11 protein-coding genes are annotated in these 13,647 nt (G+C 45.7%); 2 read left to right on the top strand and 9 right to left on the bottom strand.

Translation table 11 applies throughout. From position 1 onward, the window contains the following. Positions 1-332: 332 nt before the first annotated feature. Together MKX41_RS28060 and MKX41_RS28055 are read right to left on the bottom strand one after the other, a co-directional pair. Positions 333-1,115 carry a response regulator transcription factor gene (locus MKX41_RS28060; protein WP_042124076.1) on the bottom strand — a complete coding sequence of 261 codons (783 nt, stop codon included), beginning with the start codon at positions 1,113-1,115 and terminating at the stop codon, positions 333-335. Continuing rightward, on the bottom strand, positions 1,090-2,676 hold the full coding sequence (locus MKX41_RS28055; RefSeq protein WP_340974058.1) for a sensor histidine kinase: 1,587 nt from the start codon (positions 2,674-2,676) through the stop codon (positions 1,090-1,092). Before MKX41_RS28055 ends, MKX41_RS28060 begins: the two co-directional genes overlap by 26 nt. Positions 2,677-2,948: 272 nt before the next feature. Between MKX41_RS28055 and MKX41_RS28050 the strand changes: the two genes are divergently transcribed. Further along, positions 2,949-4,739: a flavocytochrome c gene (locus tag MKX41_RS28050; protein ID WP_340974057.1), complete on the top strand. Its 1,791-nt coding sequence runs from the start codon at positions 2,949-2,951 to the stop codon at positions 4,737-4,739. A 255-nt stretch (positions 4,740-4,994) separates the two neighbouring features. Here the strand turns inward: MKX41_RS28050 and rlmD are convergent, their stop codons facing one another. The 4 genes from rlmD to MKX41_RS28030 form a co-directional block, all read right to left on the bottom strand. Then, complete coding sequence (gene rlmD, locus MKX41_RS28045) at positions 4,995-6,494, bottom strand: 23S rRNA (uracil(1939)-C(5))-methyltransferase RlmD (RefSeq protein ID WP_340974056.1); 1,500 nt, start codon at positions 6,492-6,494, stop codon at positions 4,995-4,997. Positions 6,495-6,584: 90 nt separating this feature from the next. Then, entirely contained in the window at positions 6,585-7,475 is an 891-nt protein-coding gene (locus MKX41_RS28040) for a diacylglycerol kinase (RefSeq protein ID WP_042184783.1), read from the bottom strand. 229 nt (positions 7,476-7,704) lie between these two features. Then, positions 7,705-8,475, bottom strand: a complete 771-nt coding sequence (locus tag MKX41_RS28035; RefSeq protein ID WP_340974054.1) for a sirohydrochlorin chelatase — start codon at positions 8,473-8,475, stop codon at positions 7,705-7,707. A 3-nt stretch (positions 8,476-8,478) separates the two neighbouring features. Then, on the bottom strand, positions 8,479-8,769 hold the full coding sequence (locus tag MKX41_RS28030) for a YerC/YecD family TrpR-related protein (protein ID WP_019913624.1): 291 nt from the start codon (positions 8,767-8,769) through the stop codon (positions 8,479-8,481). Between the two features lie 430 nt (positions 8,770-9,199). On the opposite strand from MKX41_RS28030, the gene MKX41_RS28025 reads away from it, so the two are divergent. Further along, positions 9,200-9,769: a tyrosine protein kinase gene (locus MKX41_RS28025; RefSeq protein WP_340974053.1), complete on the top strand. Its 570-nt coding sequence runs from the start codon at positions 9,200-9,202 to the stop codon at positions 9,767-9,769. A gap of 17 nt (positions 9,770-9,786) precedes the next feature. On the opposite strand, the gene corA is transcribed toward MKX41_RS28025, so the two are convergent. From corA to MKX41_RS28010, 3 genes are all read right to left on the bottom strand, one after another. Next, positions 9,787-10,746: a magnesium/cobalt transporter CorA gene (gene corA, locus MKX41_RS28020; RefSeq protein ID WP_042184779.1), complete on the bottom strand. Its 960-nt coding sequence runs from the start codon at positions 10,744-10,746 to the stop codon at positions 9,787-9,789. 1,110 nt (positions 10,747-11,856) lie between these two features. Next, complete coding sequence (locus MKX41_RS28015) at positions 11,857-12,849, bottom strand: inorganic phosphate transporter (RefSeq protein WP_042184776.1); 993 nt, start codon at positions 12,847-12,849, stop codon at positions 11,857-11,859. A 13-nt stretch (positions 12,850-12,862) separates the two neighbouring features. Further along, positions 12,863-13,480, bottom strand: a complete 618-nt coding sequence (locus tag MKX41_RS28010; protein WP_042184774.1) for a DUF47 domain-containing protein — start codon at positions 13,478-13,480, stop codon at positions 12,863-12,865. Between the last annotated feature and the right edge of the window lie 167 nt (positions 13,481-13,647).

Genomic DNA, 13,647 nt, shown 5'->3' with positions numbered 1-13,647 from the left:
AGCTTACCTCGATGCTCTTTCCTCCCTTCCGAGATTCCGACACGTCACAGAAGCTTATAACATATGTCAATGTCCTTATAGTAACATTATGAAAAGTGGCCTTTCTTTCAAATAGATAATTAATGACATTGGGTATACACTTGTTGACATGAAGGCCTTCACGTCGCGTCTTTATAGGTATAAAGATAGCGCTTACCTCCTTAGGTCCTACCTATTTTCTATCAATGTCCTCTAAGCAATCCGCCAAATAAAAAACGCAACCCCCTCGAGGTTGCGTCGTGTTTATATATGGTGGCGCCTAATTGCTGCGGCGTTTCTACTAACTTGATACCCTATCCATAACCGAACGGATGCTTTTTGTACTCTAAGGGGCTTGAGCCGACTCTATTTTTGAACACACGACTAAAATAGTACTGGCTCTTATACCCTACCTTCACGGCCAGATCCCCGATTTTGATATTCGGCATTACGTCATCCAGAATCTCCTTCGCCTTCGATATCCGAAGCTCGGTGACATAGTCAAGGAATGAAGCACCGATTTCTTGCTTCATACGCTTGCTAAGATAGGTTTGGTTGATATGAAATAGCGCTGCTACTCGAGTAATAGACAGCTCCGGATCCTGATAATGACTGTCAATATACTCGGTCACTTTTTGGATAAGCACTGTTCCATCCCCTGTATACCCGGGAAGCCCCAGCTCCTTATCCACCCTGCTTTCATGTGAATGCAAAGGATATTTTGCCTGAAGATGCTCATCGATCCGATGAAGCAGCTTGTTCAGATCACTCTTCGGCACAGGTTTCAATACATAATCGAATGCTTGCAGTTGCACGGCTTGACGCGCATATTCAAAGTTATCGTAGCCGCTGATGATGACAACCAGAACCGACGGACAGCGTTCGCGCAATATATTTATCAGATCGAGCCCATTCATATTCGGCATGTTGATGTCCACAAGACATACATGTGGTGGGGCTTCCTCCACCATATTCAATGCTTCGTTTGCACTTTTTGCTTCTCCTGCAACTTCAAAAAGATACGAACTCTCCTCAATGTATTGTCGCAAGCCTTTGCGAATGATCGTTTCATCATCGACGATGACAATCTTCCACATCTTCATTCCACTCCCCGTCCAAAGGTATTCGAATGACCATAACGGTAATGCCATCTTCGCTCTTCACTGCAAGGCCATATGGCACTCCGTAAGCTAGTCGAATGCGATGGTTTACACTGTATAACCCAAAGCCTGTGGCAGAACGATCATATTTATCATCAAGAAGGGCTTGATTCATCTGTTCAAGCTTCTCTTCAGGAATCATAACCCCATTATTTTCAACCTTAATGACCAAATAATCGACCTGTTTATATGCTGTAATCGAAATTTTGCATTTTTGATCCCCAAGTGGCTTAATCCCGTGATAAATCGCATTTTCCACCAACGGCTGCAGCATGAAGCGAACGACTTGGCACTGAGCAAGCTTTTCATCATATCGAAGCTCGTAGTCCAGAATCTCCTCATATCGTACGCCTTGAATATGAAGATAACTCTCGACATGGTACAACTCCTGATCAAGCAGAATGTAGGGACTGCCTGTGCCAAGCCCTAATCGGAAATACGCGCTAAGCGCTTCCACCATCTCCACCACATTGTCTGCTCCATGTTCCGTTGCCATCCACTGGATCGTATCCAATGTGTTGTATAAAAAGTGCGGCTTGATCTGCTCATGAATCAGTCTGAGTTCCATCTCCTTTCGGTCCTGCTCCACAGCGTATAATTGAACAAGCATGTCATTGAAGCTTCGCCCAAGATCGCCGATCTCATCCGAGCGCGTAACATCTGCTCGTATGGTTTGGTTGCCGTTCTGCACATTTTCCATTACCTGGCGAAGCGACTGAATTGGACGAATAATGGAAGAAGCAAGCAGCATCAGAAAGACGATAAACGCACTACCGATAAGAACGCCTACCAGCAATGCGGTCCGCTGAGTTTTGATCACCGCTAGCGATAGACTTGAATTCGGTACTTCGAGTACTAGCTTCCAGCCTTCCACATTTTGAATTGGAGCCTCAAATACACTCATGTTCTTCTTATCTGCTGCATCCTCCGCTCCATCTCCTTCACCCAGCTCTCTGCAATCGATGATAAGCTGGCCTGACTGGTCATATAGCATTACATCTTGAGCAATCTCCTTCATCTTCTTGACGGAGACGGCTGCGGCAATATAAGCTACCTCATCATTCACCGATGGATTCACGCGATAGAGAATGACGACGATTTCAACTGCATTCGCTTTGGATACGATCGGATTGCTCACCACATAATTGGAATCTGAATTCAGCAGTTTTCGATAGTAGGGTCGGTTTAGTATCGAAAAAGGCTTGTCCCTTGCTGACCAGGAATTTCCGTGAATATCCACCACGCGTATGGATTCGTACTCTACTTGCTTCTTCGCCTCGAACTTATCGATCTCTTGCAGCAATTCATCTCGTGTCCACTGATGGTCCGAAGCTAGAGAAGCAAGCATGTCTATCTCTCCAATGCGCTGATTAAACCAATAATCGATCTGGTCGCTGCGTGCATTAACCACTTGCTGCGTTAAGTTCTTATTCAAAGGGACAACCGTATGGTTCATCTCCAAATATATTGTTACAAGCAATGCAACGAACAGCAGCAAGAAGCAGCCTCCTGCGATTAACGTAATTTTTAAGTGAATTGATTTCATTGTAATCATAGCCCTTCACAATATCCGTTTCTTACATGCCCGAAAAAGACAAAAAAACGCTAATCTGTGCAAATACATAATGCTGTACTAAATCTATAATAGGTCTTGTGCATATTTTCACATGAAATAACATTCATGTCTAGGCTAGAGATAAGGGATTTGCCTAGCAAATCTTCCTCTCCCTAGTGTATGTAACCAATTCACAACAGAATGAAGGAGATATTATGCGAACTCACACGAAAAAGCTGTTATCTATTCTACTAGTCCTCAGTCTTATGTTCACGCTTGCTGCCTGCGGCGGTAAAGACGCAGCACCCGCTGCAGATGCAAACGGAGTTCAAGTCTTTGAAGGAGTTGGGCAAGGTAAACATGGCGATATTAAAGTACAAGTTTCCTTATTAGATAACAAGATCACTGACATTAAAGTAACAGAGCATAAGGAAAATGAAGTACTTGCAGAACCTGTTTATACGCAGCTCAAGCAAGATGTCATGGCAACTAACAGCGCAAAAGTTGATGCCATTAGCGGATCTACGGTTACAAGCAAAGGATATCTCGAAGCCATTCAAGATGCAATTACGAAGTCTGGACTTACCCTTGTCGCTGGCGCTGCAGTCAGTGGAAGCAAAGACAAAGAAGAAGCCGAGCAAACCTATGATGTTGTCGTCATCGGTGCCGGGGGTGCTGGCTTTAGTGCGGCTATCGAAGCGAAGAGCGCTGGAGCTAATGTAGTTCTGCTCGAGAAAATGCCAGCTGTTGGCGGCAACACATTGATCTCCGGTGGTGAGATGAATGCGCCTGACAACTGGGTTGAACGTGCTCTTGGCATCACAGATGACACGGCTGAATTGTTCTATAATGATACGATGAAAGGCGGAGACAACCTCGGGGATCCAAAGATGGTTCGTATTCTTGCCGACAATGCTCTATCATCTGCCGAATGGCTGCGCGATGAGATCAAGGTAGAGTTCTTACCTGATCATCTGTTCCAATTTGGAGGCCATTCCAGAAAACGTGCGTTGATTCCTGTAGGTCATACAGGTGTTGAATTGATTACTAAGTTAAAAGCCAAAACAGACGCTGATCAAATCACGATCAAAACGAATATGAAAGCCGAAACCTTGCTGAAGGACGAAAGCGGCAAAATAACAGGTGTAACTGCGACTTCAGGTACTGGCGACAAGATCACATTCCATGCGAACAAAGGCGTCATCATCGCTACCGGTGGTTTTGGATCCAATGTAGAGATGCGTAAAAAATATAATCCTAAAATGGATGAAAAATATATGTCTACCGATACACCAGGATCTACAGGTGACGGTATCGTTATGGCAGAAACGATTGGCGCCAAACTGACAAACATGGAGAGTATTCAAACGTATCCAATCTGTAATCCTGAGACAGGTGTTATTTCCCTGGTTGCAGACTCCCGCTTCGATGGTGCGATCCTGATTAACCAAGAAGGCAAGCGCTTCGTTGAGGAATTAGAACGTCGTGACGTTATTTCTAAAGCAATTCTTGCCCAAACGGGCGGATATACGTATCAATTATGGAATCAAGGCATTGAGGATATTGGTAAAACGATCGAAGTTCATAAAGACGAATACGATCAACTCGTTAAACAAGGCTTGCTCTTTAAAGCCGATACGATTGAAGAGGCGGCTGATTTCTTTAAAATTGACGTGAACACTTTGAAAGAAACGATTAATAAAGTAAATGATTATGCGAAAACAGGTAAAGACCTTGATTTCAAACATCGCGGTGGATTGAAATCTCTTGAAAAAGGCCCTTACTACATTGAAAAAGCTGTACCATCCGTTCACCATACAATGGGCGGCTTGGTGATCGACGAGAAGACTCGCGTATTGAATGAAAAAGGCGAAGTCATCCCTGGGCTGTTCGCTGCAGGTGAAGTAACAGGGGTCATTCATGGTGCAAACCGTCTTGGCGGTAATGCCATCGCTGATATCTTCACGTTCGGCCGGATTGCAGGTAAACAAGTTGTAGCAGAGTAATCTTATGTTTGTGTAAGTGCTCTATTAATAAGTTAGCCTTAAAAACGTGCAAGATAGTTTGTTGAGTGCAGGTTGACTGCTAACTTTCAAGTTGCCCTCTATGACATAGTAAACCGCCCTGTAAGCAACATTGCGAACAGGGCGGTTTTTTATGGTGGAGCCTAGAGGCTACGCTCGTCTAACTCGCGGCTCTTTTATCATTCTCCGTTAGTGGAATTAAAATTGCCCATTTCTTTTCTGGTACTATCACTAAAACTATAGCAATGATTTAGTGTCTACTTGACAAGGGTTCCTCACCAACAAAGCTACCGATTCTACATGCACCGTATGCGGGAACATGTCCACCGGAGTCACCTCCACTGTCTTATATCCGCCATCTTCGAGCACCCGCAAGTCCCTTGCCAGTGTCGATGGATTACACGATACATACACCACACGTTCCGGCTTCATCGCCAGAATCGTCTCCAACAACCGCGGATCGCAGCCCTTTCGCGGAGGATCGACCACGATAATATCCGCCGTAATCCCCTGCTCTTTCCAGTTAGGGATCACATCCTCAGATGCACCTACCTCAAACACTACATTATCCATACCGTTCAAAGTGGCATTCGCCCGAGCATCCTCAATCGCTTCACGTACGATTTCTACACCGTAGACCTGCTTAGCATGCTGCGCAAGGAACAATGAAATCGTCCCGATACCGCAATAAGCATCTATAACAGTCTCGTTTCCCGTAAGTCCTGCATATTCCACCGTCTTACCGTAAAGAACTTCAGTTTGAGCCGGGTTAACCTGATAAAAAGAACGGGCAGAAATCGCGAATTTCACATCGCCGATATAATCGTAAATAACATCGTTCCCCCAAAGGGTACGCGTTGTATCACCGAAGATTACGTTCGTCTGTTTAGTATTCACGTTCTGGCAGATGCTTGTAACAGCTGGGATTTCACGGCAGATCTCAGTGATCCATTCGTCCAGATGTGGGATACGTTCGCCATTAGTGACGAGTACGACCATCATCTCACCAGTACGGAAGGCTTTCTTTACTACGACATGACGCAGTAAGCCTTTGCCGGATTCTTCGTCGTAAGCAGTAATGCCGCGCTTCCGTCCGATTTCTTTCACCTTCCGCACAACGTCATCGTTATCTTCATGCTGAATCAAGCATGTTTCCATATCGATGATCCGGTGGCTTCCTCTCGCGTAAAAGCCGCCCACAAGGCCGCCTTCTGTTACGCCAATCGGCACCTGAGCCTTGTTGCGATATCGCCAAGGCTCGTCCATGCCCAGTGTTGGGCGGACGAGAATACCCTCTGTCTGAGCCGCCTCAGTGTCTCCGCCAGCAGCCCCACCACTCACCCGGAGCTTCCCAATCCGCTCCAGGTTGTCCACCACCAGCTGCCGTTTCCACGCCAGCTGTGCCGCATAGTCCATATGCTGCAGCTGACAGCCGCCGCATTGGTCATAGATCTCGCAAGGCGCCGCGATGCGGGCGCTGCTCGCCTCTACTAAATTCAGCAGCTTGGCGTAGCCATACTGCTTCTTGGTCTTGAGCACCTTTGCCCGGACCTTCTCTCCGGGAAGAGCTCCCTGCACAAAAAGGGTAAAGCCTTCTACGCGGCCTACCCCTTCACCTTCATGGGTCATGCCGATAATATCGAGCATAACCTCATCATTTTTATTCACAGGCAGTCCGGCGACAGGCGCCTTGCCGACTGGGCGGCTGGTGCTGCGTCCACTGCGGTGTTTACTCATTATTTATAGTTCACTTCTTTCATTATCATCGCTGTATAAACCCATTTATCATAACTATATATCCCACAATAATCTTCAATCGCTCTTAGCTTAGTTATTTTCAGCAAAAATCCGCAAATGCTGTGGCAAAATCCGGAATCGCCCTGGCAATTCTCCACCCAGTTCTCCATCCAAGTTCAATTGGACATGTCCTGGAGAGATTACATCCATCGCATCCGTACGGAAATAAATAACCTTCTTATCATTCAAATGTTCGCCACGAAGAGCCAATCTGACCAAACGGACAAACTCTGCCAGGTTGCATTTTTTAACCGCTATAACATCTAATAGACCGTCATCGATCCGAGCGCCGGGAGCAAGCTTTTCGAAGCCGCCAACAGAATTCGTATTTGCAATCAGGAACAGCATAAACTCATCATGAATAACTTCCTGCCCATTGGCACGAATGATTAGTTCCTGAGGAGATAGGCTGACCATTTTTTCAATACCTTTTAAATAGTACGCAAGCTGCCCAATCATGGTCTTCAGCTTACTAGGAACTTCATATGTCAGTTCGGTTAGACTACCGCCGCCTGCTATATTAATAAAATAACGGTCATTTGCCTTACCGATATCAATCGGACGTGTCTCTTGGCGAATGATCAGATCACAGGAATCTTCCCAGTTCTTCGGGATCCCCATTGCACGTGCAAAATCATTAGTAGTACCAAGCGGCAAAACGCCGAGCGGGGGAAGATTAGGCTTCTCCGCCATACCATTTATAACCTCATTTAAAGTGCCATCGCCACCGGCTGCTATGATCAAATCATAACCGCGTTCTACTGCATCTGCAGCAGCTAGCATAGCATCGCCTTCTCCGGTTGTTGCATGGCAGGTAGCTTCAATGCCACCAATATCCAGCCGGTCCAAAATATCGGCGAGCCGCTTCTTCATTTCTTCCCGTCCAGAAGTGGGATTATAAATCAATCTCGCAGTTTTCATTACCGGAACGCCACCTGTTTTTATAATAGAATAACCTAATTGATTATACCTAATTCGGACCACTACAATCAATGTTAAAGGCCCTTTCATGCAAATATTCCATTATACAGCAATTAATGACACTGAGTTTAGAGAAAAACAACTATTTATATGTGTATGCAACAAATCCCGTATTATCCACGGATGTGGGCACTTTTTTTATGATTAAGTGTGCTCAAGGGTAGGTACTTTATCGTTTCATTCGAATCTGTTCGAGGAGTGTCTCTACCTGTCTCTCAATCCAATGCGGAAGAAGGGGGTGGGGCAGAAGCGTTTGACCAGAATACTTATAGGTTAACCCTTTAAGTCTGTTAGGAACCACATGCTTAGTAAAATAGCCTTCACTCAAAAAAAGCGGCGCCACCAGTACCTCGTGACCCTGCTCCTGCCAATACTCTACCTTGCTTCTTATACTATCCGGACTCAGCAGACCATAGTCGGCCGCCGCTACGCCACTTACCTCACGTACACGTCCCGCCAGCGAAGATATACCTTTCTGCCAGCGCTGCCGGAAGCCATCATATACACTGCCATGACCCACAAGCAAAACCGTCTCTCGCTTCGGTTCCGTAGACAGCTCACGTAGCTTGTCCCAGATCATTACAGCGATGTCCGGATCATCGTCGATAGGATAACCGTAGTGAACTTTAGCCTTCACTGAGAACAGCGCTAAATCCGTCTCACGTTCAGGCTCAGGTTTGGCGCCAAGTGCATATTCTATCTCATCGACATGTGTGCTTCCTGAGGAGACGAACAATGGGATCACAATAATATCTGTGATCCCTGCGTGTTCCAGCTCATTTATTCCATCTTGAATCAGACGGCCCTCTACCAGCTCTAAAAAAGAGACCATAACAGGAATCTCTTCACCTAGCGATAATCCGCTTACGGCTTCCTCTACGATTGACACCCAAGCCTTATCGCGAGAGCCATGACTGATAATAAGTACGCCCGGTACCATAAATTAGCGTCCCAAACGTTCCAGCGTTAATTTATATCCGTCATTGCCGTAGTTCAGGCAACGTTTTACACGGGAAATCGTAGCTGTGCTTGCGCCCGTCTCTGCTTCGATCTGGTTGTAGGTGGAGCCTTTGCCGAGCATACGCGCTACTTCCAGTCGCTGCGACAGCGATTGAATCTCGTTCACAGTGCACAAATCATCAAAGAACACGTAACATTCTTCCATATTTTTCAACGTTAAAATAGCTTCAAATAATTGGTCGATACTTTTATCATTCAACTTCTTAAGTTGCATCAGCTTTTCATCCCCTAAAAGTTCTATCAGCATTAGTTTCTCTAATTAAGCTCCGTACAAAACTAGCTCCGGAAACATAAACCTCATGCGACTATCCTGCCTTTACTATATTGCACTGGAGCGCATTTTTCAAGCATTAACGATTTCACGCTGTAAAGAGTGAAATCGATGGACAAACGTCCACCCGTGGCGCACACTCAATATGTATCAAACTACGTTTGTTTCTTCCTACATAAGAAATAGCACCTACACTATAGTACTACATAAGCGCCGAAAATCAAGCATGTACACGCTTTTTTCACTTCTTAAAGACGATTATAGGCATTCGCCCTTTTCCGCTCCTATCACGGGTAACCCGGGCATTCGTCTATACCGTATGTTCGCCCATGACATACAGTATAGCAAACCACTAACAAAGGAATGTGATATTATGCCTGATCATTACTATAATCATTCCCGCCGGAACCAGCGTTCACTGACCGATACTTATAATGCATCTGCTTACCCCGGGCTCAGTCCATATGCACCTTCATCCCCCCCAGGAGAGAGCGGAATCCTTCCCCCTTTAGGAGCAGAAGCAGCCACCGAAACTGCGCTAGCACTACCTGCTGCTGAAGCTACAACAAAGGCAAGCGGCGGGCTTGCCGGATTGCTTAGCGGCTTAGGCGGTTTAGGCGGCGGGGGCGGAATCGGTGGGAATATGGAGCAAATCAAAGGTATCATCGACCGAATGGGCGGTATTGACGGGATCGTAAACTCCATGGGTAAGGTGCAGAAGGTGATGTCCGGCTTCCAGCAGATGGCTCCGATGGTTAAGCTCTTCATGGGTAGCTTCGGCAAAAACAAAGGCTCCTCAGGTGCACTAGCTGCCGAAGAGGATGCGGCGCTGTACAGCCCTAACAGACGCAAAAAAAGACGTTCCACCTCGACCCGCCGCAAATCCACTACAACCACACGCCGGCGCTCTACTCCCACTACCGGAAAACGTCGCCGCAAATAGCGGTGACGTTTTATTTTTCACTTAAACCATCCACTACGCCGGAACCATCTGAACATACTAACACCCACCACCAGCATAAACAGCAGAACGCCAAAATACCCATACTTCCATTCGAGTTCAGGCATCACCACAAAGTTCATCCCATAAATTCCGGCGATCAGTGTCAGCGGCATGAATACGGTGGTGATTACTGTTAGTGTTTTCATGATCGAATTCATCCGGTTGGAGTTAAGAGAAATGTAGCTATCACGTAGATCCGCAGTCATTTCTCGATCCGCCTCAATCATATCCGACAGTTTTAACAAATGGTCATAGATATCGCCAAAATAAATCCGTTCCTCACCGTTGCTCTGGACATGCTGCGAATTCACGATCCGGTACATCAAATCGCGCATCGGCACAATCGTCCGCCGCATCTTGAGCAGCCTTCCGCGCACATTAAACACTTGGCTCATCAAATCCTCCACCGACTCACTGCCGCCATTGCTCTCCAGATCCGCAAGCTCGTCCTCTAAACTATAGAGGCATGGAAAATACTTATCTACCAGCTTGTCCATTACAGTATATGCAGCCGCCATCGGACCACCCGACCAGCCTTTACGACTATGTATTTCACGCTTCACCTGCTCCCAAGCTTCATTCATCTCTGTTTTTTCCTGATGATGATAGGACACGAGGTAATTCGCACTCAAAAAAAGGTCAATCTCTTCAGCATCCAGCGTCTCTTCATTCAGCGCATGCAGTACAAAAAACTGTACTTCCTCATAATGATCCAGCTTCGGCCGCTGCAGCACATGCATACAGTCCTCAATCGCCAAAGGGTGAAAATGAAAATAGTGATCCAGCAGCAGCGTCTCCTCTGCCGTAGGTGTAGCAAAATCTGCCCATATCCATGCATAATCCTCCCGCCGGATATCCTGCAAAGGTATGTCTGTCAGCACCTCACCTGTATGCGTCACCGCAAGTGTACGTATCATAAATGTTCCTCCGCTTCATCTTCTTCCACGCATCTATTGTACCGCAAGAAGAGAAGTCTTCCAAAAATAACAAAAAAGAATCTCAACCGTGAAGTCATAGCTCTGAGGTTCCATTATTCTGTAGCGTCCCATTCCGGAAAGGATGGAATACTCTTTAGTAAGTTTCGTTCAGCCTCTTCTCCCTCTGATCATTCGGCTCATTGTGTAAAGATGGCGGGGATAGAATGGATAGAGTAGATAGGGTTGGGTTGGGTTGGGTTGGGTTGGGTTGGGTTGGGTTGGGTTGGGTTGGGTTGGGTTGGGTTGGGTTGGGTTGGGTTGGGTTGGGTTGGGTTGGGTTGGGTTGGGTTGGGTTGGGTTGGGTTGGGTTGGGTTGGGTTGGGTTGTCACCGTACTTAATCAAATCATATCAAGTGATTTGTTAATGATTAGTTAGTTTAAATTCTAACCCGCCGCTTAGATTCGACAGATGCCAAATAGCTACGCCCAGACATAAGCTCATAAGCACCTTATCCAAGCTTTAACCACTCTCGGTTGTACGAGCTAGACTCTGCAAATTTAGGGCACTTATACCCTTCTTTATGCTTCTTCGACGTCATTCGCCAATTCTGGGGTATTTATCCCCCTCTTTATGCTTATACGACGCTATTTCGCCAATTCAGGGGCATTTATACCCCTCTTTATGCTTCTTCGACGATATTTCACCAATTCTGGGGTATTTATACCCCTCTTCATGCTTATACGACGCTATTTCGCCAATTCAGGGGCATTTATACCCCTCTTTATGCTTATACGACGCTATTTAACCAATTCAGGGACATTTATACCCCTCTTTATGCTTCTTCGACGCTATTTCACCAATTCTGGGGTATTTATACCCCTCTTCATGCTTATACGACGCTATTTCGCCAATTCAGGGGCATTTATACCCCTCTTTATGCTTTTTCGACGCTATTTCACCAATTCTGGGGTATTTATGCCCCTCTTTATGCTTCTTCGACGTAACTTAGCTAATTCTACGGGATTTATACCGCTCTTCCCTCACCACCCAAACACCAAAAAAAGATGTCCGCAGCCAAAGGCTAACTGACATCTTTTTATTAAAGGGATTTAAAAAATGATTTTGAAAATCAGACCGGCTAATACCGCACTGATTGGAATCGTAATAAACCAAGTAACTACAATACGTCCAGCCACTCCCCATTTCACGGCAGAGAAGCGTTTTGCGGAGCCAACACCCAGGATAGCTGAAGTGATAGCATGTGTGGAGCTGACTGGCAAATGAAGCAGTGTTGCCGAGAAAATAACGGAAGCTGCGGAAATATCAGCCGCGAAGCCGTTGATTGGCTCGATTTTGAAAATCTTCGTACCCATGGTCTTGATAATCTTCCAACCACCAATGGAGGTACCGAGTGCCATAGCCGTAGCCGCAGCAACCTTAACCCATAGAGGGATTACATCCATAGTCTCTTGGCGTCCTGATGTAACGAGGGCAAAGGTAATGATCCCCATCGCCTTCTGCGCATCATTCGTACCATGAGTAAACGACTGTAATGCCGCCGTCACAACCTGCATGGAACGGAAGCCCTTATTAACCGTATGTGGACTACGCTTTGCAAAAATCCATTTCAGGACTGTCATGATGATATAACCGATAACAAATGCAATAATTGGCGAGAAGATCAAGCCCTCGACAATTTCCACAAATCCGCCCCAGTTAATATGCGACGAACCTGCACCCACATATACTGCACCAGCCAAAGCGCCGATCAGTGCATGAGAGGAGGAGGACGGAATTCCGAGCCACCAGGTGATCAAATTCCAAATAATCGCAGCAATCAGCGTGGCTATTATGATATCCAGACCATTTTCCAGCAACGTGGGGTCTGTGATACTTCCGCCAATTTTCTTAGCTACACCTGTAAACATCAAAGCTCCGACAAAGTTCATCAGTGCCGCCATAATAATAGCTGTTCGAGGTTTTAACGCACGTGTAGAGACAGAGGTAGCAATCGCGTTGGCCGTATCATGGAAACCATTAATAAAGTCAAACGCAAGCGCGAGAAATATAACAATTCCAAGAATCCATATCGATGTTTCCATATTCTAGTACCCCTTATGAGTTGCGCATGATGATCGATTCCAACATGTTGGCTACATCTTCACATTTATCTGTAGTGGTCTCGAGTCGCTCATATAATTCCTTGCGCTTAATCAGCTCAATCGGGTCCTTAACGGTTTCAAATAGAGCTTTGGTACAAATACGAAGGACTTCGTCCCCTTGATTCTCAAGGTCATTCAAACGGATCGTATATTCACGAATGGCCAGCAGCTTCTTCTGGGAAAGCAAATGAACCGCTTTTTGGATTTCATAAGCACACTGACGAAGGATTTCGGCAAATTGTACAATGTATTCATCCGGGTCAAGAAGGTTGTACATATAGAAACGTGAGGCAGATGCCTCCAAGCCATCAATGACATCATCCATGCTTGTAATCAAGTCCATAATGTCGTCACGCTCAAGTGGCGTAATGAACGTCTTGTTCAATTCCTTAATTACGGTGTGCGTGTAAGTATCACATTGGGATTCGTACTTCTTCATCTCTGCAGCGAAACTATCGACATTATTCTGGAGATCAGTGATATTCTGAGCAAAATAATCTGCAGCTTGGACAATGGTATCCGCCATATTTTCCAGCGTCTCAAAGAATATGTCCTTTTTTCTCAACTTCATTGTTTTAAACCCCTTTACATAATATTACCGTGAGTACAGAGTCACCCATATGTAAAAAGCATGAAAATGAATGACAACCCTTGTTATCTTAACATATCCGTAGAAGGTATAGAAGCTATAGAAATGAACTTTTTTACACTCTATTAACACTTACCCATAATTCCGAA

It is taken from the genome of Paenibacillus sp. FSL R5-0475 (assembly GCF_038004585.1).
Classification (GTDB): domain Bacteria; phylum Bacillota; class Bacilli; order Paenibacillales; family Paenibacillaceae; genus Paenibacillus_AQ.
The sequence above is the reverse complement of the archived record's forward strand: the minus strand, read 5'-3'. Positions and strand labels throughout refer to the sequence as shown.

Coding starts and splice junctions, on each gene's coding strand:
- MKX41_RS28015 (WP_042184776.1), bottom strand. CDS start 12,849: ATGGAAACATCGATATGGATTCTTGGAATTGTTATATTTCTCGCGCTT.
- MKX41_RS28050 (WP_340974057.1), top strand. CDS start 2,949: ATGCGAACTCACACGAAAAAGCTGTTATCTATTCTACTAGTCCTCAGT.
- MKX41_RS28060 (WP_042124076.1), bottom strand. CDS start 1,115: ATGTGGAAGATTGTCATCGTCGATGATGAAACGATCATTCGCAAAGGC.
- MKX41_RS28040 (WP_042184783.1), bottom strand. CDS start 7,475: ATGAAAACTGCGAGATTGATTTATAATCCCACTTCTGGACGGGAAGAA.
- corA (WP_042184779.1), bottom strand. CDS start 10,746: ATGATACGTACACTTGCGGTGACGCATACAGGTGAGGTGCTGACAGAC.
- MKX41_RS28035 (WP_340974054.1), bottom strand. CDS start 8,475: ATGGTACCGGGCGTACTTATTATCAGTCATGGCTCTCGCGATAAGGCT.
- rlmD (WP_340974056.1), bottom strand. CDS start 6,494: ATGAGTAAACACCGCAGTGGACGCAGCACCAGCCGCCCAGTCGGCAAG.
- MKX41_RS28025 (WP_340974053.1), top strand. CDS start 9,200: ATGCCTGATCATTACTATAATCATTCCCGCCGGAACCAGCGTTCACTG.
- MKX41_RS28030 (WP_019913624.1), bottom strand. CDS start 8,769: ATGCAACTTAAGAAGTTGAATGATAAAAGTATCGACCAATTATTTGAA.
- MKX41_RS28010 (WP_042184774.1), bottom strand. CDS start 13,480: ATGAAGTTGAGAAAAAAGGACATATTCTTTGAGACGCTGGAAAATATG.